Source organism: Bordetella tumbae (assembly GCF_054780995.1).
In genome coordinates this window covers 560,713-585,818 of the sequence record NZ_BAAGVG010000023.1, presented here as the reverse complement: position 1 = coordinate 585,818, position 25,106 = coordinate 560,713, and the positions used below count along the sequence as shown (strand labels likewise).

At 60.6% G+C, this 25,106-nt stretch carries 19 protein-coding genes; 9 read left to right on the top strand and 10 right to left on the bottom strand.

Annotation, left to right across the window (positions count from 1 at the left end):
• Positions 1–244 precede the first annotated feature (244 nt).
• Entirely contained in the window at positions 245–2,308 is a 2,064-nt protein-coding gene (locus ACYVI2_RS25080) for a M3 family metallopeptidase (protein ID WP_415822069.1), read from the bottom strand.
• 144 nt (positions 2,309–2,452) lie between these two features.
• Here ACYVI2_RS25080 and ACYVI2_RS25075 point away from each other — a divergent pair, with 144 nt between their 5' ends.
• On the top strand, positions 2,453–2,929 hold the full coding sequence (locus ACYVI2_RS25075; RefSeq protein ID WP_415822070.1) for a hypothetical protein: 477 nt from the start codon (positions 2,453–2,455) through the stop codon (positions 2,927–2,929).
• A 64-nt stretch (positions 2,930–2,993) separates the two neighbouring features.
• Here ACYVI2_RS25075 and folD read toward each other — a convergent pair whose 3' ends face one another.
• From folD to ACYVI2_RS25060, 3 genes are read right to left on the bottom strand one after another with little or no spacing between them, the layout of a single operon-like run.
• Positions 2,994–3,878 (bottom strand): bifunctional methylenetetrahydrofolate dehydrogenase/methenyltetrahydrofolate cyclohydrolase FolD, encoded by an 885-nt coding sequence (gene folD, locus ACYVI2_RS25070; protein WP_415822071.1) that lies wholly within the window; start codon positions 3,876–3,878, stop codon positions 2,994–2,996.
• Positions 3,875–4,501: a response regulator transcription factor gene (locus ACYVI2_RS25065; protein ID WP_094821538.1), complete on the bottom strand. Its 627-nt coding sequence runs from the start codon at positions 4,499–4,501 to the stop codon at positions 3,875–3,877. The genes folD and ACYVI2_RS25065 overlap by 4 nt, the downstream gene beginning before the upstream one ends.
• Entirely contained in the window at positions 4,498–6,252 is a 1,755-nt protein-coding gene (locus tag ACYVI2_RS25060) for a PAS domain-containing sensor histidine kinase (protein WP_415822072.1), read from the bottom strand. The genes ACYVI2_RS25065 and ACYVI2_RS25060 overlap by 4 nt, the downstream gene beginning before the upstream one ends.
• 314 nt (positions 6,253–6,566) lie before the next feature.
• Here ACYVI2_RS25060 and aceE point away from each other — a divergent pair, with 314 nt between their 5' ends.
• From aceE to ACYVI2_RS25040, 4 genes are read left to right on the top strand one after another with little or no spacing between them, the layout of a single operon-like run.
• Complete coding sequence (aceE, locus tag ACYVI2_RS25055) at positions 6,567–9,275, top strand: pyruvate dehydrogenase (acetyl-transferring), homodimeric type (protein WP_415822073.1); 2,709 nt, start codon at positions 6,567–6,569, stop codon at positions 9,273–9,275.
• 12 nt (positions 9,276–9,287) lie between these two features.
• Positions 9,288–10,955: a dihydrolipoyllysine-residue acetyltransferase gene (gene aceF / locus ACYVI2_RS25050; RefSeq protein ID WP_415822074.1), complete on the top strand. Its 1,668-nt coding sequence runs from the start codon at positions 9,288–9,290 to the stop codon at positions 10,953–10,955.
• 9 nt (positions 10,956–10,964) lie between these two features.
• Complete coding sequence (gene lpdA / locus ACYVI2_RS25045; RefSeq protein WP_415822075.1) at positions 10,965–12,788, top strand: dihydrolipoyl dehydrogenase; 1,824 nt, start codon at positions 10,965–10,967, stop codon at positions 12,786–12,788.
• Positions 12,789–12,818: 30 nt separating this feature from the next.
• On the top strand, positions 12,819–13,553 hold the full coding sequence (locus ACYVI2_RS25040) for an IclR family transcriptional regulator (protein WP_460490368.1): 735 nt from the start codon (positions 12,819–12,821) through the stop codon (positions 13,551–13,553).
• 511 nt (positions 13,554–14,064) lie between these two features.
• Here the strand turns inward: ACYVI2_RS25040 and ACYVI2_RS25035 are convergent.
• The 5 genes from ACYVI2_RS25035 to ACYVI2_RS25015 all read right to left on the bottom strand — a co-directional run bounded on the left by ACYVI2_RS25035 (position 14,065) and on the right by ACYVI2_RS25015 (position 19,616).
• A complete protein-coding gene (locus tag ACYVI2_RS25035) occupies positions 14,065–15,231 on the bottom strand; it encodes an acyl-CoA dehydrogenase family protein (protein ID WP_415822077.1) in 1,167 nt (388 codons plus the stop codon).
• A 97-nt stretch (positions 15,232–15,328) separates the two neighbouring features.
• Positions 15,329–16,603 carry a CaiB/BaiF CoA transferase family protein gene (locus tag ACYVI2_RS25030; RefSeq protein WP_415822078.1) on the bottom strand — a complete coding sequence of 425 codons (1,275 nt, stop codon included), beginning with the start codon at positions 16,601–16,603 and terminating at the stop codon, positions 15,329–15,331.
• 108 nt (positions 16,604–16,711) lie between these two features.
• On the bottom strand, positions 16,712–17,683 hold the full coding sequence (locus ACYVI2_RS25025; RefSeq protein WP_415822079.1) for a Bug family tripartite tricarboxylate transporter substrate binding protein: 972 nt from the start codon (positions 17,681–17,683) through the stop codon (positions 16,712–16,714).
• An 83-nt stretch (positions 17,684–17,766) separates the two neighbouring features.
• Positions 17,767–18,186 carry a cupin domain-containing protein gene (locus ACYVI2_RS25020; RefSeq protein WP_415822080.1) on the bottom strand — a complete coding sequence of 140 codons (420 nt, stop codon included), beginning with the start codon at positions 18,184–18,186 and terminating at the stop codon, positions 17,767–17,769.
• Positions 18,187–18,731: 545 nt separating this feature from the next.
• The gene (locus ACYVI2_RS25015) at positions 18,732–19,616 is read right to left on the bottom strand and encodes a LysR family transcriptional regulator (RefSeq protein WP_415819815.1); all 885 of its coding nucleotides are present in this window, start codon (positions 19,614–19,616) and stop codon (positions 18,732–18,734) included.
• 110 nt (positions 19,617–19,726) lie between these two features.
• Between ACYVI2_RS25015 and argC the strand changes: the two genes are divergently transcribed.
• Positions 19,727–20,692 carry an N-acetyl-gamma-glutamyl-phosphate reductase gene (argC, locus tag ACYVI2_RS25010; protein WP_415819814.1) on the top strand — a complete coding sequence of 322 codons (966 nt, stop codon included), beginning with the start codon at positions 19,727–19,729 and terminating at the stop codon, positions 20,690–20,692.
• An 86-nt stretch (positions 20,693–20,778) separates the two neighbouring features.
• Here the strand turns inward: argC and ACYVI2_RS25005 are convergent, their stop codons facing one another.
• A complete protein-coding gene (locus ACYVI2_RS25005; protein ID WP_415819813.1) occupies positions 20,779–21,669 on the bottom strand; it encodes a LysR family transcriptional regulator in 891 nt (296 codons plus the stop codon).
• A 69-nt stretch (positions 21,670–21,738) separates the two neighbouring features.
• On the opposite strand from ACYVI2_RS25005, the gene ACYVI2_RS25000 reads away from it, so the two are divergent.
• The 3 genes from ACYVI2_RS25000 to folC all read left to right on the top strand — a co-directional run bounded on the left by ACYVI2_RS25000 (position 21,739) and on the right by folC (position 25,077).
• Complete coding sequence (locus tag ACYVI2_RS25000) at positions 21,739–22,578, top strand: alpha/beta hydrolase (RefSeq protein WP_415819812.1); 840 nt, start codon at positions 21,739–21,741, stop codon at positions 22,576–22,578.
• Between the two features lie 34 nt (positions 22,579–22,612).
• Positions 22,613–23,593, top strand: coding sequence for a Bug family tripartite tricarboxylate transporter substrate binding protein (locus tag ACYVI2_RS24995; RefSeq protein WP_415819811.1), 981 nt, complete (start codon positions 22,613–22,615; stop codon positions 23,591–23,593).
• A 176-nt stretch (positions 23,594–23,769) separates the two neighbouring features.
• The gene (folC, locus tag ACYVI2_RS24990; protein ID WP_415819810.1) at positions 23,770–25,077 is read left to right on the top strand and encodes a bifunctional tetrahydrofolate synthase/dihydrofolate synthase; all 1,308 of its coding nucleotides are present in this window, start codon (positions 23,770–23,772) and stop codon (positions 25,075–25,077) included.
• The last annotated feature ends 29 nt before the right edge of the window (positions 25,078–25,106 follow it).

The following is a 25,106-nucleotide window of genomic DNA, read 5'->3' as shown; positions in this document are numbered from 1 at the left end:
CGCCTGCCCGGCCACGACAAACTCAGGGCGTCAAGTTTGTCCGGGGGCGACACACTCAGGGTGTCAGGTTCGTACGGGTGCGAGAGGCTCAGGGCGTCAAGTTTGTGCGGGTGCTACACACTCAGGGCGTCGGGTTTGTACGGGTGTGGCAGGCTCGCATCGTTATGTCTATTCGGCCGTGACACGTTTGCATTGTCACGGCTTCTGGGGGCGACGAGCTCGCGCCATCAGGAGGAGTCGTGGGTTAGTTTGCCATGCCGCTGTGGCGCAGTAAGGCGTCGATGCGGGGAGCGCGGCCGCGGAAGGCGGCAAAGGATTCTGCTGCGGGGCGGGCGCCGCCGACGGCGAGGATTTCTTTGCGGTAGCGGGCGCCGGTGATGGGATCCAGGGTGCCCGTCGCGCTGTTGGCGTTGGCTTTGGCGGCTTCTTCGAATGCCTCGTAGGCGTCGGCGGACAGGACCTCGGCCCACTTGTAGCTGTAGTAGCCGGCGCCGTAGCCGCCGGCGAACAGGTGCGAGAAGGCGTGGGGGAAGCGGTGCCAGGCGGGGGGGAACAAGACGGCGACTTCTTTGCGGACTTGCTGGAGCAGGTCCATGGTTTGCTCGATGGTTGCACCGTCGCTACGGCTATGCAGCAGCATGTCGAATAGCGCGAATTCGATTTGACGCACGGTCTGCATGCCGCTTTGGTAATTGCGGGCGGCGACGAGTTTGTCGTAAAGCGTACGTGGCAGGGCCTCGCCGCTGGTGACGTGGGCCGAGAGGCGTTGCACGACGGGCCATTCCCAGCAGAAGTTTTCCATGAACTGCGAGGGCAGTTCGATGGCGTCCCATTCGACGCTGGAGAATGCCGAGGCGCCAGGCTCGTCGACTTCGGAGAGCAAGGCATGCAGCGCGTGGCCGGTTTCGTGGAACAGCGTGATGACGTCGTCGTGGGTGAGCAAAGCGGGCTTGCCGTCGCCGGGGCGGGCAAAGTTGCAGGTCAGGTAGACGACTGGCGTTTGGACATGATCGCCGAGACGGCGGCGGCTGCGCTCACTGTCGACCCAGGCGCCGCTTTGTTTGCCGGCACGGGCGTAGAGGTCGAGGTACAGGTGGCCGATCAGCGCACCCTCGGGCGATTCGACGCGGACGCCGCGTACGTCGGCGTGCCAGCGCGAGACGTCGGTCTCGCGCAGGCGTACGTTGAATAAGGATTCGATGACCTGGAACAGGCCTTCGAGCACGCGAGGCTCGGTGAAGTACTGTTTGATTTCGTCTTCGGAGTAGGCGTAGCGCGTCTCGCGCAGGCGCTCGGATGCGTAGGGGATGTCCCATGGCTCGAGCTCAGCCAGTCCGAGCTCGCTGGCGGCAAAGGCCTTGATCTCGGCCAGGTCGCGTTCGGCGTAGGGACGGGCACGCGATGCGAGGTCGCGCAGAAAACCGGTGACTTCGTCGGCGTCGCGGGCCATGCGGGTTTGCAGGCGCAACGCGGCAAAGGTGCCAAAGCCCAGCAGGCCGGATTCCTCGGCGCGCAGGGACAGCAGTTCCTCGATGAGAGGGGAGTTATCAAAACGTGTGTCGCCTTGCTCAGAGGCTACGGTGCCATAGGCACGGTACATCTGTTCGCGCAGATCGCGGTCGCGTGCGTATTGCATGACGGGCAGGTAGCACGGCATTTTCAACGTCAGTTTCCAGCCGGTCTGGCCGTCGTCCTGAGCGGCCTGGCGAGTGGCCTGCAGTACGTCGGCGGGCAAACCTGCAAGCTGGGATTCGTCTTCGATGAGCAGCGACCAGGCGTCGATGGAATCGAGGACGTTTTCCGAGAATTTTTGCGTCACTTGAGCCTCGCGGTCGGAGATCTCGGCATAGCGCTCGCGGGCTTCGCCTTGCAGCTCGACGCCGCTCAAGCGGAAATCACGCAGCGCCAGTTCGATGACGCGGCGGCGTACCGGATCCCAGCTGTCGAAATCGCTGGCGGCACGCAGGCGTTGGTATTGTTTGTACAGCCCCTCGTGCAGGCCCACCCAGGTCGAAAATTCCGTCACGAGTGGCAGGGCGGCGTTATATGCCTCGCGCAGCTCAGGTGTGTTGACCACGGCATTCAGATGACCCGCAACGGACCAGGCACGCCATAGACGCTCTGACGCCGTATCCAGCGGTTGCACCACGGATTCCCAATCGGCCGGCAGGCTCGGATCCGCCGCTGTATCAACAGCCTGTCGCGCGCCGATCAGCAGTTCCTCGATGGCGGGCACGATGTGCGCGGGCTGCACGGTGGCATAGTCGATCAGGTCGGAGACGGGGGCTAGCAGGGGATTTTGAGTCATGTGCGGTGTCGCTGCGAATGGGACGGAATGCGATAAAGATGAGGGCGTTTGTGGGGAAAACAAGGGTGGCCCCGGCGGGGGAACTCTCCGGCGATAAAATGCCCTCCCTGCTGCGCAGCTTATCGCAGTTCAGAGGCGATTGGGATGATGGATATTCTTGTGAAGACGCTGATGTGGGGAGCGTCTTTGGTTTTGTTATTGGCCTATTTCTTTGGCGTTACGCTGAGAAAACCGTTCAAAACGGTGGCTATGCATTTTTTGATGGTGCTGGCAGTGCACGCCGTGCTGAGTGCAGTGGCGATCCTGCTGACGAAACATGGTCAGAGCATCAAGTTTTCAGGGCAGCAGGGTTCCCCGGGTTTGGCAGCAGCACTGCTGCTGGGCGTCAAGCTGTACATGGCGGTCTTGATGATTTTTCTGCTCAATTTTTTTGCGGCGTTGGCGCAAAAGGGTGTGAGCTCAATGGCCCAATTTCACACCACGCATAATGCCGCCAATCTGGATCGCCAGCCTGTGCGAGGGTTCTTGCGCCATCAGCGACCCATCGTCAGGGGATATCAGGCCCTGTTCATGGTGGGTGGCGTGTTCATGTTGTGGGCGTTGTGGTTCCGGTTTCGATAGGAGCCTGATGCGGTAGTCAACGATGCCACGGATTTTTGATGGTCCCTGGCATCGTTGTCACACGTCACGCTGCCGCGCGTTCAGCTGCCTCAACGGTATTGACCAGCAGCATGGCGATCGTCATAGGACCAACTCCGCCAGGCACCGGCGTGATGGCACCAGCGACTTCGCGGGCCGAAGCAAAATCCACATCGCCGCAGAGTTTGCCATCAGCGCCACGATTGATGCCGACGTCGATGACGACCGCACCCGGCTTGATCATGCTGCCGGTGATCATGCCCGGTTTGCCCGTCGCAACTACCAGTACATCGGCACGGCGCGTTTGCGCGGCCAGGTCACGGGTCTTCGAGTTGCAGATCGTGATGGTGGCGCCGGCTTGCAGCAGCAACATGGCCATGGGCTTGCCCACGATGTTGCTGGCGCCCACGATGACCGCCTCGGCGCCGCGCAGGGTGACGCCCTCGGATTCCAGCATTTTCATCACGCCGTAGGGCGTGCAGGGGCGGAACAGAGGCTGGCCTGTCATCAACAGGCCGGCGTTGCTGATGTGGAAACCGTCCACGTCTTTTTCAGCCGAAATGGCCTCGATGACCTTGTGGCTGTCCATGTGCGGCGGCAGCGGCAACTGCACCAAGATGCCGTGAATGGACGGATCGCGGTTCAGCGCGTCGATGCGGGCCAGCAGATCGGCCTCGGACATGTCCGCGGGGTATTGCTCTTTGATGGAATGCAGGCCAGCCTTTTCGCAGGCGGCGACCTTGTTGCGTACATAGACCTGCGAGGCGGGGTCTTCGCCGACCAGCACGACGGCCAGGCCGGGACGGGTGCCCTTGGCGGCGAGGGCCTGCACACGTTGTGCGACTTCTTCGCGGATGCGTTGCGACAGGGCGGTGCCGTCGATGATGCGTGCGCCTTGGACGGCGGGTGTAGAAGGGTCCTGCAGGGTCATGCGTGTGCCTCGGGTTTTGCCAGCGCGACTTTCATCAGGTCGGCGACAGTGGTGACTTCCAGTTTTTCCATGATGTTGGCGCGATGCGCTTCCACCGTTTTGATGCTGATGCCCAGATCGTCGGCGATTTGTTTGTTCAAGCGGCCAGCGACGATGCGTTCCAATACTTGCTGCTCGCGCGCGGTCAGGCGGGCCAGCATGGCTTCGTGGTCTTTTTGGGCCTGGAATTGGCTGATGCGCTGGGTCGCTTGCTCGAGCATGCGGGCCACGATCTCCCGCAGGTCCGATTCATTGAAAGGCTTTTCCAGGAAATCGACCGCGCCCTTTTTCATCGTGGATACTGCCATGGGGACATCGCCGTGACCGGTGATGAACACGATGGGCAGCGGGGCGTTGCGGGCCAGCAGCTGCTCTTGCAGCTCGAGGCCGCTCATGCCGGGCATACGCACGTCGGCGATCAAGACGCCGATCTGGCTGGGATCATATTCCTCGAGAAAGGTCTCGCCGCTGGCGAAAGCACGCACGCGATAACCGTTGGCTTCGAGCAGCCAGCGCAATGAATCGCGTACCGCTTCGTCGTCATCGACAATGAATACCGTGCTCGACTGGGGGGGGGTGTTCATGCGTGTAACTCCTCGGGCTGATCGTTCTGCGCGGGTTTTTCAGGCGCGGCGCAGGGCAGTGTAAATCGAAAAATCGTACCGCCGGCGGGATTTGGATCCGCCCAGAGACGGCCGTGGTGCGATTCAATAATGGTACGGCAGATATTCAGGCCCATGCCCAGGCCCTGGGTCTTGGTGCTGAAGAAGGGCTCGAACAGGCGCTCGGGATCCGTCAGGCCATGGCCACGGTCGACGACGGCCACTTCGATCTGCTGCTCATGGGGAATGACAGCGACCTTGAGTTCGTCGGAATCACTCTTGTCCATGGCCTCCAGGCCATTCTTCAGCAGATTGAGCAATACCTGTTCGATCAGAATCGGGTCGGCCAGCACATCGGGCGCGCTCGACGGCACAAACGAATCAATGCGGATGCGGCGTTTGCGTGCGTCGATATCGGCAAAACCGATGGCATTGTCGACGATGCGGCTGATTGGCACGCGCTGGCGGCGCGGTTCGCTGCGTTTTACGAATTCGCGGATGCGGCTGATGATCTTGCCGGCGCGCTCGGCCTGCGAGGCGGCTTTTTCCAGTGCGGGCAGCAGCATGGTGGGGCTGGTGTGGCCAGCCTTGACCAGCGCAACGGCGCCCATACTGTAGTTGGCGATGGCAGTCAGGGGTTGATTCAACTCGTGGGCCAAGGACGAGGCCATTTCACCCATGGTGGTCAGGCGGCTGGTGAGCTGGATTTTTTCTTGCTGCACGCGGGAGGCTTCTTCGTGGTCCCGGCGCTCGGTGATGTCGCGCGCGACTTGCATGCGCACGCGGCGGCCGTCGGTCCAGGCCAGCATGCGGTGGTGCACCTCGAACCAGCGCTGTACCGAGGGGGCAAAGATTTCGATCGCTTCGTCGGTGAACCGGCCCCGGCGTCGTGCCAGCAGCTCGTTGTGTCCACCGGTCTGCGCTCCGAACACGCGACGGTAGGTGCGGTTGGCGAACAGCAGTTCCAGGCCGTCATGGGTATCGGCTGTCACGGAAATCGCGTCGTCCAGCCCCTCGAGCACGGTCATGAAACGCTCGTGCGCGGCGGTCAAGGCCTCGCGAATGCGTTTCGGCTCGGTGATGTCTGTCATCGAGGTCATCCAACCGATTTGCGTGCCATTGGGGTCGAGCAGGGGCGAGACGTACATCCGCGCAGTAAAGCGCGAGCCGTCGCGGCGCTGAGCCTCGATTTCGAGTCCGCTGCTGGGGGTTTTGCCCGAAGTAAGCACATCGAGCGTGTGCTGGTGTTGCTCGTGCCGGCCCGGCACCCAATAGGGGAAAGGGGGACTGCGTCCAATGAGATCCGCCTCGTTCCAGCCGATCATGCGGCAGAACGCCGGATTGACGTAAGCGATGCGGCCCTCCATGTCGAGCACGCGCATCCCCGTGGACATGGAGTTTTCCATGGCGCGGCGAAAACCGGTCTCGGCAATCAAGGCGGCTTCGGCGGCCGAGCGGAAACGGGTGTAACGCCACAGCATCAGCAAGCTGATGATGATCACACACGACAGTGCCAGCACGACCCAGGTCAGACGCTGTTGGCGGACTTCCTGGTCGATGGTCACGAACATGACGCTGTCGTCGTGCAGGCGCTGCAGCCAGAAAAACGCACCCATTACGCACAGATACAGGATCAGCACCACTGCTGGCGTGACCCAATACACGCCCCGCCGGCGTTTGCGAGCGTGGTCGTGAAACGAATTGGGAATGCTGGATTTGTAAGGGCTGGACATGACAGTCGGCACAGATAGACCCGGCATTTTAGAGCGTGTTGCGCCTGCGTGTGCAGTGCAGGGCGCCGGAGTCTGTCATGATGAGGAAAATCGATTCAGGAATTTGTCATTATTCCACATTATGAAATGCCGTACCGCAACATGAAATTTTCACGCAGACAGGTTAATCTTCGCGTTTCGTACTTGCTGCCTGACGCGATAGCATTGACCGTTCAGGCGGCAAAACACGCCCCGGCCAGGAGCCGGACCCCTTTGGATTGCCCGGTCCATGACATTGGAGCGGGCCTGCTCAGAACTCCCACAGGAGACATACGATGTCCTCTAATGCCCAGGCTAGCGCGCTATCGGCCGCCAACGACGAAGACACTCTAGAAACCCAAGAGTGGCTTGAAGCCCTGGCTGCCGTGCTCGACCGCGAAGGTCCCGAGCGTGCCCATTACCTGCTGGAACGCCTGATTGACGAGGCCCGTCGTTCGGGGGCGCATATCCCATTTTCGCCCAACACGGCCTACGTCAACACCATTCCGCCTGGATTAGAGCCGGCTCACCCCGGTAATCTCGAGCTGGAATCGCGTATTCGCTCCTATGTGCGCTGGAACGCCATGGCCATGGTGGTCAAGGCCAACAAGCATAACCCGCCCGATGGCGGCGATCTGGGCGGCCACATCGCCTCGTTTGCCTCGCTGGCCACCATGATCGGCTGCGGGCAAAACCATTTCTGGCATGCCGAAGACGAAAGCCATGGCGGCGACCTGGTGTATTTTCAGGGCCACACCTCGCCGGGCATGTACGGTCGCGCCTACCTCGAAGGCCGCTTGACCGAAGAGCAGCTCAACCATTTCCGCCAGGAAGTCGATGGCAAGGGCCTGTCGTCGTATCCCCACCCCAAGCTGATGCCGGATTTCTGGCAGTTCCCGACGGTGTCGATGGGCCTGGGCCCGCTGATGGCGATCTACCAAGCCCGTTTCCTGAAATACCTGCATGCCCGCGGTCTGGCCGACACGAGCCAGCGCAAGGTCTGGGTATTCTGCGGCGACGGCGAAATGGACGAACCCGAGTCGCTGGGCGCGATTGCGCTGGCCGCTCGTGAAAAGCTCGACAACCTGATCTTTGTCATCAACTGCAACCTGCAGCGTCTGGACGGACCGGTGCGCGGTAACGGCAAGATCATCCAGGAACTCGAAGGCGACTTCCGTGGGTCGGGCTGGAACGTGATCAAGCTGATCTGGGGCGGCTACTGGGATCCGCTCCTGGCGCACGACAAGGAAGGCATCCTGCGCAAGATCATGGAAGAAACCGTCGACGGCGAGTACCAGGCGTACAAGGCCAACGATGGCAAGTTCGTGCGCGAACACTTCTTTGGCAAGCATCCGAAACTGCTGGAAGCCGTCTCGCGCATGAGCGATGAGGACATCTGGCGCCTGAACCGTGGCGGCCACGATCCTCACAAGGTCTACGCGGCCTTCAAGGCAGCCAGCACCCATACCGGTCAACCCACCGTCATCCTGGCCAAGACCATCAAGGGCTACGGCATGGGCCAAGTGGGCCAGGCCAAGAACCCGACTCACCAGCAAAAGAAACTCGAGTTGGAATCGATCCGCGAATTCCGCGATCGTTTCGCGATCCCGATCCCCGACGACCAGCTCGAAAAACTGCCGTACTTCAAGCCGGCCGAAGACTCGGCGGAAATGAAGTATCTGCACGAACGCCGCAAGGCACTGGGCGGCTATCTGCCCAAGCGCCGCGCCAAGGCCGACGAGCAGCTCAAGGCCCCCGCGCTGGACGCATTCAAGGCCGTGTTGGAACCCACGTCCGAAGGCCGCGAGATCTCGACGACGCAGGCTTTTGTGCGTGTGTTGAACCAGATCCTGCGCGATAAAGACCTCGGCTCGCGCGTCGTGCCTATCCTGGCCGACGAATCGCGTACCTTCGGTATGGAAGGCCTGTTCCGCCAGATCGGTATCTATGCGCCGGAAGGGCAGAAGTACGTGCCGGTCGATAAAGACCAGGTCATGTACTACAAAGAATCCGCCGATGGCCAACTGCTGCAGGAAGGCATCAACGAAGCCGGCGCGATGAGCTCGTGGATTGCGGCGGCTACGTCGTATTCGACGAACAACCGCATCATGGTGCCGTTCTACATCTATTACTCGATGTTCGGCTTCCAGCGCATTGGCGATCTGGCCTGGGCAGCGGGCGATATGCAGGCGCGTGGCTTCTTGCTGGGTGGCACGGCCGGCCGTACCACGTTGAACGGCGAGGGCTTGCAGCACGAAGACGGTCACAGCCATCTGCTGGCCTCGACCATTCCGAATTGCGTGTCGTACGACCCGACGTTCGGTCACGAGCTGGCTGTGATCATCCAGCACGGTCTGAAGCGCATGGTCGAAGATCAGGAGAACGTGTACTACTACCTGACGGTGATGAACGAAAACTACCCGCAGCCCGGTCTGACCAAGGGCGACGAGGAAGGCATCATCAAAGGGATGTACAAGCTCAAGTCGCACGGCAAGGGCAAGACCCGCGTTCAACTGATGGGCTCGGGCACCATCCTGCGCGAAGTCATGGCGGCTCAGGAATTGCTCGAATCCGACTGGGGCGTCGCCTCGGATCTATGGAGCGTGACCAGCTTTACCGAGCTGCGCCGCGATGGCCTGGATGCCGATCGCCATAATCTGCTCAACCCGGAGCAGAAAAAGCCGCAAGTGCCCTACGTCACGCAGCAACTCGAAAAGACCGAAGGCCCGATCATCGCGTCGACCGACTACATGAAGTTGTTTGCCGACCAGATCCGTCCGTTTGTACCCAAGGACCGCACCTATCGCGTACTGGGCACCGATGGTTTTGGCCGTTCGGATTTCCGCTACAAGCTGCGCGAGCACTTCGAAGTCGATCGCCATTTCGTGGTGTTGGCCGCATTGCGCGCCCTGGCCGACGAGGGCAAAGTCCCCGCCGCCAAGGTCGCCGAGGCCATCAAGAAATACGGCATCAACCCGGAAAAAGCCAACCCGCACCACGCTTGAAGGTAAACAGACATGAGCAAACTCGTGGAAATCAAGGTACCCGACATCGGTGATTTCAAAGAAGTCGAAGTCATCGAAGTGCTGGTCGCGGCGGGTGACTCCATCAAGGCCGAGCAGAGCCTGATTACCGTTGAATCCGACAAGGCTTCGATGGAAATCCCGGCCTCGGCTGGTGGTGTCGTCAAGTCCGTCAAAGTCAAGGTCGGCGACAAGGTCGCCGAAGGCACTGTCATCCTGGAAATCGAGGCGGGCGAAGCGGCGGCTGAGGCCGCGCCCGCGGCAGCCCCTGCAGCCGAGGCTGCTCCGGCGGCTGCGCCTGCCGCTCCTGCTGCGGCTTCAGCCGCGCCGGCAGAGCAGGGCCAGAAAGGCGGCGGCTTGGTGGAAATCGCCGTGCCCGATATCGGCGATTTCAAGGAAGTCGAAGTCATCGAAGTCATGGTCGCCGTGGGCGACACCATCAAGGCCGAGCAAAGCCTGATTACTGTCGAGTCCGACAAGGCCTCGATGGAAATCCCGGCATCGGCGGGTGGTGTGGTCAAGGAACTCAAGACCAAGGTGGGTGACAAGGTCGCCAAGGGCACCGTGATCGTGGTGGTCGAGGGCGGCGCCAGTGCGGCGCCCTCGGCCGCTGCACAGCCCAGCGCACAACCCGCAGCCGCGGCCGCTGCACCGGCTGCCAGCAGCCCGGCGCCTGCCGCAGCTCCTGACGCGCCGGCCGCCAAACCCGCACCCGCTGCCGCGCTCGAAGATCCGGGCCTGAAGCCTGGTCAACTGCCGCATGCGTCGCCTTCGGTACGCAAGTTCGCACGCGAATTGGGCGTTAACTTGAGCAAGGTCAAAGGCTCGGGCCCGAAAGACCGCATCACGGCCGACGACGTGCGCGCCTTTGTGAAGCAGGCGCTGGCAGCACCCGCAGCTGCTGCCTCGGGCGGTGCCGATGGCGCGGCGCTGGGCCTCTTGCCGTGGCCGAAGATCGACTTCACCAAGTTCGGTCCGATCGACGCCAAGCCGCTGTCGCGCATCAAGAAAATCTCGGGTGCGAATCTGCACCGCAACTGGGTCATGATCCCGCACGTCACCAACAATGACGAAGCGGACATCACCGACCTGGAAGCCTTCCGCGTGACCTTGAACAAAGAGAACGAAAAAGCCGGTGTCAAAGTCACCATGCTGGCGTTCTTGATCAAGGCCGTTGTTGCCGCGCTGAAGAAATTCCCCGAGTTCAATGCGTCGCTCGATGGCGATCAGTTGGTCTACAAGCAATACTTCCATATCGGTTTTGCTGCTGATACGCCCAACGGTTTGGTCGTGCCAGTCATCCGCGATGCGGACAAGAAGGGCATCATCGATATCGCCAAGGAAATGGGCGAACTGTCCAAGAAGGCCCGCGAAGGCAAGATCTCTCCTGCGGAAATGCAGGGCGGTTGCTTCTCGATTTCGTCGCTGGGCGGGATCGGCGGCACGCACTTCACGCCCATCATCAATGCACCTGAAGTCGCTATCCTCGGCGTGTCGCGTTCGGCGCAAAAACCGGTCTGGGATGGCAAGCAGTTTGTGCCGCGCCTGACGATGCCGCTCTCGCTGTCCTACGACCATCGTGTCATCGACGGTGCTGCCGCCGCGCGTTTCAACGCGTACCTGGGTCAGTTGCTGGCCGACTTCCGCCGCATTTTGCTGTAAGGGGGCCTCATGAGCACATTGGTTGATATCAAGGTACCCGACATCGGTGACTTCAAGGAAGTCGAAGTCATCGAGGTGCTGGTTGCCGCGGGCGACACGATCAAGGCCGAACAAAGCCTGATCACGGTCGAATCCGACAAGGCGTCCATGGAAATCCCCGCGTCCGCAGGCGGCGTGGTGAAGTCCGTGCAGGTCAAGGTCGGCGACAAGGTTGCCGAGGGCACGGTGATCCTGCAGGTCGAGGCGGCTGAGGCAGCATCGGCGGATGCGGGCAAGGCCGCGCCGGCGGGCGGCAATGCCAAAGCCGAGGCGAAAGCGGACGGCAACGCACCGCAGGCCTCGTCTGCGCCTGCACCGGCTGCTGCCGCGGCTGCTGACAACGCGCCGGCCCCGGCGGCGGCGTCATACAGCGGCTCCGCAGATCTGGAATGCGACGTGCTGGTCCTGGGCGCGGGCCCCGGCGGTTATTCGGCGGCTTTCCGTGCGGCAGACCTGGGCCTGTCCGTCGTGCTGGTCGAGCGTTACGAGACGCTGGGTGGTGTCTGCCTGAACGTAGGCTGCATTCCGTCCAAGGCGCTGTTGCACAACGCAGCCGTCATCGACGAAGCGCGTGCGCTGGCTGCTCATGGGATCAGCTTTGGCGAACCCAAGATCGATCTGGACAAGCTGCGTGGCTACAAGGACAGCGTAGTTGCGAAGCTGACAGGCGGCTTGGCTGGCATGGCCAAGGCGCGCAAGGTCAAGGTGGTCACGGGTGTCGGCGAGTTTGCCGATCCGCATCACTTGTCGGTCAAGAGCGCCGACGGCAAGACGCAAACCATCCGTTTCAAAAACGCCATCATTGCGGCGGGCAGCCAATCGGTGAAATTGCCGTTCCTGCCTGACGACGAGCGCATCGTCGACTCGACCGGCGCATTGGAACTGCGTGAAATCCCGAAAAAAATGCTGATCATCGGCGGCGGGATCATCGGCCTGGAAATGGGCACGGTGTATTCCACCTTGGGTGCACGTCTGGACGTCGTGGAAATGCTCGACGGCCTGATGCAAGGTGCGGATCGTGATCTGGTCAAGGTCTGGCAGAAAATGAATGCCGGCCGTTTTGACAACATCATGCTCAAGACCAAGACCGTCGGCGCCGAAGCGAAAAAAGACGGTATCTACGTCAGTTTCGAAGGCGAGGGCGCACCGAAAGAACCGCAGCGTTACGACTTGGTGTTGCAGGCCGTGGGCCGCGGCCCGAACGGCAAGAAGATCGCCGCCGACAAGGCCGGTATCGCCGTGACGGATCGCGGTTTTATCGAAGTCGATCGTCAAATGCGCACCAACGTGCCGCATATTTATGCGATCGGCGACATCGTGGGCCAGCCCATGTTGGCGCACAAGGCGGTGCACGAAGGCCATGTGGCAGCAGAAGCCGCGGCTGGTCAGAAGTCGTTCTTCGATGCCCGTGTGATCCCGTCGGTAGCCTACACCGATCCGGAAGTCGCATGGGTGGGGTTGACCGAGGACGAGGCCAAGAAGCAGGGTATTAAGGTCGAAAAGGGCCTGTTCCCCTGGGCGGCATCGGGCCGCGCGATTGCGAACGGCCGCGACGAGGGCTTTACCAAGCTGCTGTTCGATGCCGAAACGCACCGTATTCTGGGTGGCGGCATTGTCGGTACGCATGCAGGCGATTTGATCAGCGAGATCGCTTTGGCGATCGAAATGGGCGCGGATGTGGTTGATATTGCCAAGACCATCCACCCGCATCCGACGCTGGGCGAGTCGGTTGGCATGGCGGCGGAGGTCGCGGAAGGCGTGTGCACGGATTTGCCTCCGATGCGCAAGAAGTAATCCTTTCTCAAACTTCTGTTTGCCTAGCCCATGAGCGTCAAGACAGCGCTGCGCGTCATCGAGATCATAGAAACCTATGCTCGCGAGCGGCGTGCGCTGCCCTTGTCGGAACTGGCGCGCCTATTGGGCGTGCCGGTCTCGAGCTGTCTGGCTCTGATTCGTACGTTGGCCGATCTGGGCTATTTGTATGAGACGGGGCGCCGGCAGGGTTATTACCCTACGGGCCGGTTGTTGGCGATGGCGCAACGTATCGCCGCGTCCGATCCGGTTCTGGATCGTGTTTATCCCAGCTTGGTCGAACTGCGTGATGCCACGCAGGAAACGATTGTGTTCGGCAAACTCAGCGGCGAGGGCAAGGTTGTCTATCTGGATGTGCTGGATTCTCCGCACACCATTCGCTATGCCCCAGTCGCGGGCGAGTTTCGCGAGGTGCACGCGAATTCGTTGGGCAAGGCGTTGTTGTCTGTCCTGGATACGAAGGCTCGGCATGCGCTGCTGAATAGCTATTCTCTGACTCGCTATAACGAGCGTACGTTGACGTCTATTGATGCGGTTGATGGGGATCTGGAGTTGTCGCGGCAGCGGGGGTGGTTCATGAACCTCGGTGAGTCGATTTCCGATGTGTGTGCGCTGGCCTGGCCGGTGACGTTGTCGGGGGAGACGTATGCGATTTCTGTCGGGGGGCCGGTTTATCGGCTGGAGCCTCGGCAGGAGGAGTGTGCTCGGATATTGAGGGCGGCTTGTACGGGGTTGGAGCAGGGGTAGGCTGGGGTTTTCGTGGAGTGAGATTTTCTGTTGGTCGTCGAGCCGAGGCAATCGGCCCGGCCGGGCTTCACAAAGTCGGTCCGGCGCCCTGCGCGCCGGACGCCGCGTCGCTCACCTCGTCCGCGCCTTCGCGCTCCCTCCGGTGGCTGCTCGCTCGACTTTGAGGCGCCCGGCCGGGCCGATTGCCTCGGCTCGACTGGCAGCAACTAGAATTCTCTGCATCGCTGGCACGGCTTTCTTGCTTGGCGTTTTTCCGCAGCCATGGTGGTAAAGAGAAAGATCTTGCAGTGCTGCTTTCGGAGGACGCCCTGCGCGTCCCCCTCAAGCGATCGGTCCGGGCATACGGCGGGGTGGCGCGGTGCCTGGTTGGAAGATCTGCTTGGCTGCGTTTGAGGCTTGCGACGATGATGCGTAGAGGGGGCTCTTTGGGGACTCGTCTGTTGTATGCTGCGCGCCGCATGACGCCTATAAGTACTCCCTAATTCCCAGCACCAGCCCTCACCACGCCGATTCAATAAGACTTGGGCAAACCCAGCACTTTCTCCGCAATGAAGCACATGATCAACTGCGGACTGACGGGGGCAATGCGGGGTATATAGCTCTCCCGCAATAAACGTTCGACGTGATATTCCTTGGCATAGCCCATGCCCCCCAAGGTGAGTACGGCTGTCTGGCAAGCGTTATGGCCCGCCTCTGCGGCGAGATACTTGGCCGTATTGGCATAGGGGCCGCAGGGCAAGCCCGCGTCGTACATGCTGGCGGCTTTGAAGACCATTAGGTTGGCCGCTTCTAATTGCATCCATGCCTGGGCCAAGGGATGTTGAATACCCTGGTTCTGTCCGATGGGGCGTCCGAATACGGTGCGTTCACCGGCGTACTGCACGGCACGATCGAGGGCGGCGCGGCCTATGCCGACGGCTTCGGCGGCGATGAGGATGCGCTCGGGGTTCAGGCCGTGCAGGATGTATTCAAAACCTCGGCCTTCTTCACCGATGCGGTCCGCGACTGGGATGCGCAGGCCGTCGATGAATAGCATGTTGGAGTCGACGGCTTTGCGGCCCATTTTGTCGATTTCGCGGACTTCGATTTTGCTGCGGTCCAGATCGGTGTAGAACAACGAGAGGCCCTGAGTGGGTTTGGCGACGTCGGCGAGCGGAGTGGTGCGCGCCAGCAGCAACATCTTGTGAGCGACTTGTGCGGTCGAGATCCAGATTTTGCGGCCATGGACGATGTACTCGTCACCATGACGTTCTGCTCGCGTGGAAAGTTTGGTGGTGTCCAGGCCTGCATCGGGCTCGGTGACGGCAAAGCAGGCCTTTTCGCGCCCTGCGATCAGCGGTTCGAGCCAGCGCTGGCGCTGCTCGTCGGTGCCAAATACGACGACAGGATTTAAACCAAAGATATTCATATGCACGGCTGATGCGCCGGCGAAACCCGCGCCTGAGGCGGCGATGGTTTGCATCATCAGCGCGGCTTCTGTCATGCCCAATCCAGCGCCTCCATACGCTTGCGGCATGGCAATACCCAGCCAGCCATCGCGCGCCAGGTCGGCATGAAAATCATGAGGAAAACCGCCATCACGATCGCGCTCGAGCCAGTACTCATTGGGATAGCGCTCGCAGACGCGTTCAATTGCATCGCGCAACGCCAGTTGGTCGGATGAAAATTCAAAGTCCATGACGAAGTTCCTTTGTCGGCCCGCGACGGCCGAATATGGCGTCGCGGTGTATGTCTTTTGGGTGCCACGTTTTCCGAAGGGGGGCTTTCGATGACCCTCACGTACTTCTGACTTCCTGCGTGGCGCGAGCGGCAATCAGTGCGTCGATCTCGGTATCGGTGCAGCCGGCTTCGCGCAGTATCTCCCGGCTGTGTTCTCCCAGGCGGGGAGCAGGCCGGCGTATGGTGGTCGGGGTGCGTTCGTAGCGCCCCAGCGGCGCGGTCGTACGCAATTTTCCCTCGGTCGGATGATCTAGTTCGTGAATAAAACCGGTGCTCTGCAGATGTGTGTCGTGAATCAGATCGTCTACTGAATAGAGGTGCGCCGCAGGGATGTCCGCTTGTGTCAGCGCCGCAAGCCATTCATCGCTGCTGCGCGTACGCATGATTTCGGCCACAAAGGCATACGCCTCGTCAATGTGACGAGCGCGAGCGGTGTGGCTGCTAAATCGCGGGTCCTGTTCCAACTCGGGCCGGCCGATCAGCGCAAAGAAATTTCGCCAGTGTTTGTCGTTGTAAATCAGCAGGCACAGATAACCGTCTGCCGTTGCATAGGGACGCCGATGCGCGGCCAGCAGGCGGGCATAGCCGGTCGAGCCCAGCGGTGGCTCGAACGTCGCGCCGCCGAGGTGATCGCCCAGCACCATATGGGCCATGCCTTCGAACATGGGAATTTCAACCGATTGACCTGAGCCTCGTGCGCGGGCATCCAGGACGGCAGACACGAGTGCGATGGCCACATGCAGGCCGACGGCGCGATCTGCCAGCGTCAATGGCGCATAGCGTGGGACGTCGCCACTCTGTTGGCGAAACAGATCCGCAATGCCTGTTTGTCCCTGGATCAAATCATCATAAGCAGGTCGGCCCGCGTAGGGACCGGCCTCGCTGAAACCATAGGCGCCAATGTAGACCAGGCGAGGATTGCGCGCGGACACAGCCTCGTACGATAGGCCTAGCCTCGCCATGGCCTGCGGCCGGATGTTGTAGAGCAACGCATCGCAGTTCTCTGCCAGTTTTAGACACGCTTCGCGGCCCGCCTCGGTTTTCAGGTCCAGCACGATGGATCGCTTATTGCGATTCAAATGCAGGTACAAATGGCCCATGCCGGCGTTGCGCATCGGGCCGACGGCCCGCATGTTGTCGCCGGCAGGGGATTCGACTTTGATCACGTCTGCACCCAGATCGCCCAACACCTGCGTGGCATACGGGCCCATCACGACTGAGCTCAAATCCAGGATGCGTACGCCGGACAGCGGACCGGTGTTCACAAGAGGTGAGCCTGTGTCAGTGTCAGGTGTCGGCCCTTTGCGGGCAGGTGCGTCATGATGCTGCATAGTGTTCGAATCTCTGTGGTTTGCTGGCGCCGCACACTTCGTTAACGCACATGAATGCGGGGGCAGAGGGCGAGGCGCAATCAGCACATCTCTGAAAAAGCAGCACGATCATTGCGCCTGGATTCCTGCGTCTTTAATCAGTTTCCCCCAGAGGTCGCGCTGCTCGCTGACGAATGCGGCAAAACTCTCGGGTGTGCCGCTAAACGCGTCGAACCCAAGATCTGCCAAGCGTTTGCGCACGTCGGGTTTGTTGACGATCTGATTGATAGCGGCGTTGAGTTTGGTCACGATCTCTGGTGGCAATCCTGCCGGGCCGAAATAGCCATTCCATGAGTTCAAATCAAAATCGCTCACACCGGCCTCGCGCATCGAAGGCAGGTCAGGCACGATCGTGCTGCGTTCTGCCGTAGACACGGCTAATGCGCGCAGTTGGCCGGATTGCACAAAAGGCAGGCCCGAGGCCAAATCCGTGAACATGATGTTGACTTGGCCGCCGACGAGATCGGTCAGGGCCTGGGGCGTTCCTTTGTAAGGCACATGCAGAATGTCGATGCCGGCGCGATGTGCCAGTGTGCCGCCTGCCACGATGCCAGTGCTATTGCCGCTGGCATAGGTGACTTTGCCGGGATTTTTGCGAGCGTAGTCGACGAGTTCTTTTACGGTGGTGTAGGGCTGCTTGGGATTGGCGACCAGCAGAAAGGGCAAGTTGCCGCCGCGCGCAATCGGCGTGAAGTCCTTGACCGGATCGTAGGGGACGTTCTTCATCAGGAACGGCGCAGCGGAGTGCGAGGTGTTCGTGGTGACGAACAAGGTGTAGCCATCGGGCTTGGCGCGTGCGACGTACTGCGCGGCGATGGTGGCGTTGGCGCCGGGTTTGTTTTCCACGATCACTTGTTGTCCCAGTATCTGGCCCAACTCGGCGGCAAAAATCCGGCCTACCGCGTCGGTGCCGGATCCTGCGGGAAAGGGCACGATCAACGTGATCGGTTTTTCGGGGTAGGCGGCTTGGGCGGGGGACGTGAGTACGGATGCAAGCGCGGTGCTGCATAGCGCCGCGGCGCGTAGGATGCGTAACAACATGGGGGTCTCTCCGGTTGGTGGATGGGCGGCGGCTCTGTGATGGCGGTGTTGCTCGCGGTGGCCGCTGGGCCGGGTGGCAGGTATTACGTGGGCGCTTTTTCCGTCGTGGGGGCTGCAAAACCGCGTATTACGCGATCTGGGGACTCTTCGTAAGGCGGCGAGTAGATGACCAGCAAGCGCACGGGGGTGTCGCTGGTGACGGTGAAAACGTGAGGGATGTCCGGGGGGAAATAGCAGCAGTCGCCGGCGACCATGTCGGCGGATTCGTCGCCGACTTGTGCGCGGGCGGTGCCTTCGAGCAGATAACAGACTTGCTCGATGCCGGGGTGTGCGTGGGGTAGGGCGCCTTGGCCCTTTTCTATTACGCCTAATAGGACTTCGACGTGTTTTGATCCGACGGTTTCTGGGCCGATCAGGCGGCGGTTGAGGGTGCCGGTGTGGTTGGCGGGGTGGTAGCCGGGGACTTGGGATTCGCGGACTAGCCAGGTGGGGGTTTGGGGCATGATTTTGGGTTGCTGGTAAATTTTATAAGTGTGAAAATTATTTCATGGATGTGAAATGTTGGGCAAGGGGGTTTTCCCGGAAGGGGCGTGTTTGTCTGCGTGGAGAGGGGGTTCTGTTGGTCGTCGAGCCGAGGCAATCGGCCCGGCCGGGCTTCACAAAGTCGGTCCGGCGCGCGGGCGCCGGACATCGCGTCGCTCACCTCGTCCGCGCCTTCGCGCTCCCTTCGGTGGCTGCTCGCTCGACTTTGAGGCGCCCGGCCGGGCCGATTGCCTCGGCTCGACTGGCAGCAACTAGAATTCTCTGCACCGCTGGCACGATCTTCTTGCTTGGCGTTTTTTCGTCGCCGCATTGGTAAAGAGAAAGATCTTGCGGTGCTGCTTTCGGCGGCCGCCCTGCGCGCCCACCTCAAGCGATCGGGCCGGGCATGCGGCGGGGTGGCGTTGAGTTAGTTGGAGGATCTGCTTGGCTGCGTTTTGGGGGCTTGCGTCTGAGGACTCGCTAGCCCAACGGGTCTGCGGCCACTACCTGACAAAACAGCTCGATTTCACTGCAGCTGCAAATCCCACAAAGCCGCCAACATATGGCGTGTAGCAGGCTCGCTCAGTTGCTCGCGATAAGCGACTCCTAATTGCCGCCACAAGGCTGGCCGCAAGGGCCGCATGAGAATGCGTTCATCGGGTGATGGTGCGCCCGCCTCGTGAGGCAATAATGTGCCGCCATAGCCTGCGCCGACCAGGCTTTTGATGGCGTCGTTGTAGTTCAACGCGATGCGGGGAACAGGGCGCAGGCCGACGTCGGCGAACCACTGTGTGGTCAATCTGGACAGATGCGTGCCGGGGTCGTTCAGGATGAGCGGCCGTTCGGCCATCCAACGAGGGGTGATACGGGCAGGCGCGCGCCAGGCCGCAGGCAGGAAGGCCACGACGGGATCACGCCGCCACGGTTGGATTGTCAGGCCGGCAACCTTGGCTTGAGGCAGGGCGACGATGCCAATGTCGAGCGATCCATCGCTCAACTGTGCGAGGGTTTGTTGCGAGGTCAGGACTGCGATTTGTACGTCTATTGCCGGATGCGATTGCGCCAATGCTGCCAGGGCGCGCGGCAGCAAATGAGCGATGACCCCGGTGGATGCGCCTAGCCGGACGCGGCCCGCCAGACCTTGGGCCTGACGTGACACGTCATCCAGGGCATGCGTTACGTCGGCCAACAGCTTTCGTGCATGGTCGATCAGGCTCTCGCCGATAGCCGTGGGACGTACATGACCCTTGGTTCGAGACAGCAATTGCGCGCCCACGCGCTGTTCTAATTCGCTGATGTGCAGGCTGACCGTGGGCGGCGCCAGATGCAGCAGTGCCGCCGCCTTGGCGAACGAGCCCTGGTCCGTAATCGTGATGAGCGTGCGCAGTTGATCCAGGTTGATTTCCCGCATGGCGCCTCGTTGATCAGAATTTCTGAATAGAAAGATTATTAAATTCAACTTTTCTAATTTTATGGCCCGAGTCACGATAACGCCATCGACTATTCACCGGAATCATCGCGATGACCACCCCTCATGTTTTTATTGACGGCGACCAGGGCACAACGGGCCTGCAGATCCATGCGCGCTTGCAGGGGCGCGACGATATTGTCATTGACACCTTGCCGGCGGCTTATCGCAAGGACCCGCAACGTCGCGCTGAGGCGCTGAATGCCTGCGATATTGCCATTTTGTGCCTGCCCGACGCGGCAGCGCGCGAGGCGGTGGCGCTGGTGCAAAATCCCGACGTGCGCGTTATCGACGCTAGCTCTGCCCATCGGGTACAGGATGGCTGGACTTATGGTTTTCCGGAATTGAGCGCCGATCAATCGCGGCTGATTGCACAGTCCAAACGCGTCACGAATCCGGGTTGTTACCCTACGGGTGCGATCGGCCTGCTGTCGCCCTTGGCGAGGGCCGGATTGCTGCCGCCTGATTATCCGTTGGCTATTCACGCTGTATCGGGGTATTCCGGCGGTGGGCGTGCTGCTGTCGAGCGGTACGAGGGCGGGGATTCGCAGGGGGAGGGGCAGACCGTCAGTCAACCATCCCGCAATCTGCCCGCATTCCAGGTCTATGGCTTGTCCCTTCAACACAAGCATGTCCCGGAGATTCAGCGCTATGCCGGTTTGGCATTGCCACCGGTTTTTGTGCCGGCGTACGGGGCTTATCGCCAGGGGATCGTGCTCACCATTGCGTTACAGCAGCGCCTGTTGCCAGCCGGCGCGAATGCGGACACGGTGCACGCTTGTCTTGCCGATCATTACGCGGGCGCGCAATACGTGCGGGTATTGTCATTGGCCGAATCCTCGGCGTCGCAGGGGTTGGATCCCGAGCGTCTGAATGACAGCAACAACATGGAGCTCGCTGTTTTTGCGAATGCTGATCAGGGTCAGATTCTGTTGACAGCAGTGTTCGATAACCTGGGTAAGGGGGCCTCGGGCGCGGCGGTGCAAAACCTCGACCTGATGCTGGGGGCACTCAAGTAGGCGGTGCATGTGTTTGCATTGTTGGATCGCCGTCTTCGCCTTGTTCAGTGTTGCCGGAATAGGCCTTTTCCCCCAGCCAGCAGAGCTCAGCCTGTCTGCGAATGACCTATTTCGGCTAACACTAATTGCCTCATGTATTCGGCTGCGGGCGATAGTGTGCGATCCGCGCGCATGCGTAGCCCCAGGGTGCGCTCTACGCCGGGCGAATCGAGCGGCACGAACGTCAATTCATTCTGGTCTGGCGGCAGCCCCAAACGAGCCAGCACAGTTACGCCCATCTGCTGCCTGAGCATGGCGATGAGCGTCAGCATGTTTGCGATATACAACCGGCATTCGGATAAGAACGCGGCTTGAGGGCAGCTCGCCAGTTGTCTGTGAGCCACTGTTCCGATGTGGGGCAGATGGGCGATGTCCTTCCAGGTCAGCCGACCGGCCGTGGCCAAAGGATGGTCGCGATGGCATACCAGCCCGAATTCATCCTTGAACAAAGGCTGAAAGCTCAGTGCCGAGTTGTCGCTGACCGTGCTGCAGATGCCCAGTTCCGCTTGGCCTCGTAACAGCATCTGTTCGACTCCCTCGGAATTGTCATCGCGAATGTTCAACATGACATTGGGATAGCGCTGGCGATAGGACCGAACCAGACCCGGCATCCAATGTGTCGCCGCCGACATCACACAAGCCATGCTGAGAAAGCCGCTGTCGTTGCGTGCGATGCTCCCCATCGTCGAGGAGACTTGGTCGGCATGATCCACCAGTTGCTGGGCCAGCGTTAAGCAAGATATCCCGAACGCGGTCGGCACGACCGGGCTGCCCCGCACAAACAGTTTTTGGCCGAGCCGTTCTTCCATTTCTCGTATGGCCAGCGAAATCGCCGGTTGTGAGCGGTGCGCACGTTCCGCTGCCAGCCTGAAACTGCCCGTTTCGGCGACCCACAGAAAGTAGCGGTAGTGATTAATCGAGAATGCGTTGTCTGCCATTTGTTTATTTTATTGATTAATAATATTAATTAATTTTACTTATTTTTGGGCGATATCTACCATCTCGCCATGGATCATTCGACACAGCAGTTTGCACATCATCTGGACTTCAGCGGGTTTGACACGCGCCCGGCGACGAACCTCGCGGGATGCCGGGTATATACGGGATGCGAAGGTCTGCCAGACCGCCCGGCGTTGGTATTCGTGCCTGGTGGCTATCACGGTGCGTGGTGTTTCAGCCATTACTTGGACTATTTCTCACAGCGTCACATTGGGTGCTATGCGGTGGATCTGCCGGGGCATGGTTCGCTCGCTGACGAGATGACACCTGATATTGGGCTGGAATTCCTGGCGGATCGACTCATCGCCTGCATTGAGGCGTTGGGCCGGCCGGTCGTGCTGGTGGGGCATAGCGTCGGGGCTATCCCGGCCATGCTGGCTGCCATGATCGTGAATCCGCAAGGGTTGGTGTTATTGGCGCCATCGCCGCCGGGCAATCTTCCCGGTGCCCGGGCATTGCCGGCGTTGCCGGAGGATACGTTGCGCGCGGTGCCCGATCCAGACGAGGTTCGATGGCGCTTTCTCGGGGCAACCGACGAGCTCAGAGTGGAAAACGTCATGGCACGAATGCGTGCCGAGAGCCCGCGGGTGTTGAATGACCGCTACACATTGCGTATGCAAGTCGACCCCGACCGTATCGTGTGTCCAGGTATCTGCCTGGAGGCGGGCCGGGACGATCTGGAGCGCCACCCCGCAGGACAGGATTTGGCTATTGCCCGGTTCCTGGGCATCGATTACGAGCTGCTCGAGGCCCAACCGCATTGCATGATGTATGGCGCCGACTGGCAGGAGAGTGCAGAGGCGATTCTAGTTTGGTATCAGCGCTGTTTCGGTGTCGGGCATTGCTGATCACCGTAGACGTCGACATAACAAGGAGAAGGCAATGAGTAAAGTACATCGACGTAGTTTGACCGCTTTGGCGGCGGTATGCATGCTGGCTAGTGTGTCCGTGTCCGCGCTAGCCAGCGATTGGCCTGGCAGCAAACCCGTCAACATTATTGTGCCGTCTGCGGCAGGCGGGGCGGCGGATCTGACGGCTCGTACGGTCGCCAGGTATCTCAGTCAGAAGGCGGGCGTAGATAATGTCGTCGTGCAGGACAAACCGGGTGCAGGGGGCGTGATAGGAACGGCCGCGGTCAAGAATGCGGCGCCAGACGGGTATACCTTTCTACTCTCGACGAATTCCACTCAATCCGCCAATCGGTATCTCTACAAAACGCTGCCATACGATGCCGACAAGGATTTCGTGAATGTCGGGATGATAGGCACATTCCAGACCGTGGCTGTTGTCTCACCGGACAGCAAGATCAACACATTGCGGGAATTGGTTGAGCAGGCCCGCAGCGAGCCCGGCAAAGTGTTTTTTGGCTATTACAGTTCGTCGTCGCAGGTGCCACCGAATTTGCTCAAGCAGTATGCAAAGATCGATATTGCGGGTGCTGCATACAAAAACGTGACGCAGATTTTGACGGATTTACGCAGCGGGTTGATTCAGTTTGCCTTCGTTGATTATTTGACTGCCAAGGGCCAAATCGAAGGCGGTAATCTGAAACCCATCGCGGTGACGGGCACAGAGCGCAATCCTCATTTGCCGAATATCGAAACGACCACCAGTGTGTATCCCGGCTTTATTGTCGAAGGTTGGATGGGGATCTCCGCACCGGCGGGCACACCGCAGGCGGTGGTGGAAAAAATGAGTACCTATCTGAAACATGCGCTCGTTGATCCGGAGATGGTCAAACAGCTGAGCGATCTCGGGCTGCAACCTCAGGCCATGGGGGTGGCCGAATTCGGCAAATATATCGACGGCGATATTCAGCGATGGGCAAAATGGGTGGAAACGGCACAAATCAAAGCCCAATGAGGGAAGGGCAGCCCGCTACGCCGAGCTCCTGAAATCTCGGCCCGCATTGCAAATATGAGCGCCATTCGACGGCGGTCATTCCGGCTCTGAATCCATCAATGCCAACAGGGGCTATGCCCCCTGTCAATCGACGCGGCTGTTACACTGCCGCGTCTTCGCCTTTTTCGAATATTTTCATGTCTGCCCCCCGTTTAGACGCTGCCACGCCGTTGCCTCAGTGGCTGCAATACCTTGAGTCCATTCACAGCAAGGCTATCGATCTGGGGTTGGACCGGGTCAAGCAGGTGGCGGATCGCCTGGCGTTGCAGCTGAACGGCGTCAAATTCGTCGTCGGCGGCACCAACGGCAAGGGCTCGACCTGTGCCATGCTCGAGGCCATTTTGCTGGCCGCCGGTTACCGCGTGGGCTTGTACACCTCGCCGCATCTGATCGATTTCAATGAGCGCGCCCGGGTCAACGGCGAGATCGCCAGCGACAGCGCGCTGACCGAGCAGTTCGCCGCGGTCGAAGCGGCCCGTGGCGAGATCACGCTGACGTATTTCGAGTTCACCACGCTGGCGATCTTGCGCTTGTTTACACAGTCGAATCTCGATGCCATCGTGCTGGAAGTCGGCCTCGGGGGGCGCCTGGATGCTGTCAATATCATTGACGCCGATTGCTCCATCGTCACCAGCGTCGATCTGGATCATACCGACTGGCTGGGCGATACCCGCGAGAAAATCGGCTGGGAAAAGGCCCATATCTACCGCAGCGGCCGGCCGGCCATATGCAGTGACCCCCAGCCGCCGCAGTCGTTGCTGGACTACGCCGCAGAGATCGGCGCCGAGCTGTGGTTGTTCGGTAAAGACTTCAACTATTCCGGGGATCGCCAGCAATGGGCCTATGGCGGCCGAGGCCAGCGCCGCAATGCCCTGGCCTATCCTGCATTGCGGGGCGCAAACCAATTGCTGAATGCGTCGGCCGCGCTGGCTGCGCTGGAGTCGGTGCGTGACCGCCTGCCTGTGCCGCAGCAAGCCGTCCGTATCGGTCTGCTGCAGGCATCGGTGCCGGGCCGGTTCCAGATTTTGCCTGGGCAGCCCGTCATCATCCTGGATGTGGCGCATAATCCGCACGCCGCAGCGGTGCTGGCTCAGAATCTGGATAACATGGGTTTTCATCCCTACACCCATGCGGTCGTGGGCATGCTCAATGACAAGGACGTCGACGGCGTCCTGGCCAAGATGCTGGGGCGTATCGATCACTGGTACTGTGCAGGCCTGCCCGGGCCGCGAGGCGGCAGCGGAGACGACTTGGCCAAGCACGTCTCGTCCGCACTCGAGGCGGCTCCGGCTGATTCCGACGCGCCCACCGTGCAGGCCTACGCAGACCCCGCTGCCGCATTCGCCGCAGCCCGCGAGCGGGCAGGCGAGGGTGATAGAATCGTGGTGTTTGGCTCGTTTCTCACCGTTGCCGCGGTTTTGCAGGCACTGGGTCGCAAAATTTAAGGTTTCGGCAGTCGGGGCGCAGGCTCCGG

What these genes read in the sequence shown, in the direction of transcription:
- ACYVI2_RS25075 (WP_415822070.1), top strand. Translation starts at nt 2,453, where the DNA reads ATGATGGATATTCTTGTGAAGACGCTGATGTGGGGAGCGTCTTTGGTT.
- ACYVI2_RS25020 (WP_415822080.1), bottom strand. Translation starts at nt 18,186, where the DNA reads ATGCCCCAAACCCCCACCTGGCTAGTCCGCGAATCCCAAGTCCCCGGC.
- ACYVI2_RS25080 (WP_415822069.1), bottom strand. Translation starts at nt 2,308, where the DNA reads ATGACTCAAAATCCCCTGCTAGCCCCCGTCTCCGACCTGATCGACTAT.
- folD (WP_415822071.1), bottom strand. Translation starts at nt 3,878, where the DNA reads ATGACCCTGCAGGACCCTTCTACACCCGCCGTCCAAGGCGCACGCATC.
- ACYVI2_RS25065 (WP_094821538.1), bottom strand. Translation starts at nt 4,501, where the DNA reads ATGAACACCCCCCCCCAGTCGAGCACGGTATTCATTGTCGATGACGAC.
- ACYVI2_RS25035 (WP_415822077.1), bottom strand. Translation starts at nt 15,231, where the DNA reads ATGGACTTTGAATTTTCATCCGACCAACTGGCGTTGCGCGATGCAATT.
- ACYVI2_RS25000 (WP_415819812.1), top strand. Translation starts at nt 21,739, where the DNA reads ATGGATCATTCGACACAGCAGTTTGCACATCATCTGGACTTCAGCGGG.
- ACYVI2_RS25060 (WP_415822072.1), bottom strand. Translation starts at nt 6,252, where the DNA reads ATGTCCAGCCCTTACAAATCCAGCATTCCCAATTCGTTTCACGACCAC.
- ACYVI2_RS25030 (WP_415822078.1), bottom strand. Translation starts at nt 16,603, where the DNA reads ATGCAGCATCATGACGCACCTGCCCGCAAAGGGCCGACACCTGACACT.
- ACYVI2_RS25040 (WP_460490368.1), top strand. Translation starts at nt 12,819, where the DNA reads ATGAGCGTCAAGACAGCGCTGCGCGTCATCGAGATCATAGAAACCTAT.
- aceE (WP_415822073.1), top strand. Translation starts at nt 6,567, where the DNA reads ATGTCCTCTAATGCCCAGGCTAGCGCGCTATCGGCCGCCAACGACGAA.
- ACYVI2_RS25015 (WP_415819815.1), bottom strand. Translation starts at nt 19,616, where the DNA reads ATGCGGGAAATCAACCTGGATCAACTGCGCACGCTCATCACGATTACG.
- ACYVI2_RS24995 (WP_415819811.1), top strand. Translation starts at nt 22,613, where the DNA reads ATGAGTAAAGTACATCGACGTAGTTTGACCGCTTTGGCGGCGGTATGC.
- folC (WP_415819810.1), top strand. Translation starts at nt 23,770, where the DNA reads ATGTCTGCCCCCCGTTTAGACGCTGCCACGCCGTTGCCTCAGTGGCTG.
- argC (WP_415819814.1), top strand. Translation starts at nt 19,727, where the DNA reads ATGACCACCCCTCATGTTTTTATTGACGGCGACCAGGGCACAACGGGC.
- aceF (WP_415822074.1), top strand. Translation starts at nt 9,288, where the DNA reads ATGAGCAAACTCGTGGAAATCAAGGTACCCGACATCGGTGATTTCAAA.
- lpdA (WP_415822075.1), top strand. Translation starts at nt 10,965, where the DNA reads ATGAGCACATTGGTTGATATCAAGGTACCCGACATCGGTGACTTCAAG.
- ACYVI2_RS25025 (WP_415822079.1), bottom strand. Translation starts at nt 17,683, where the DNA reads ATGTTGTTACGCATCCTACGCGCCGCGGCGCTATGCAGCACCGCGCTT.
- ACYVI2_RS25005 (WP_415819813.1), bottom strand. Translation starts at nt 21,669, where the DNA reads ATGGCAGACAACGCATTCTCGATTAATCACTACCGCTACTTTCTGTGG.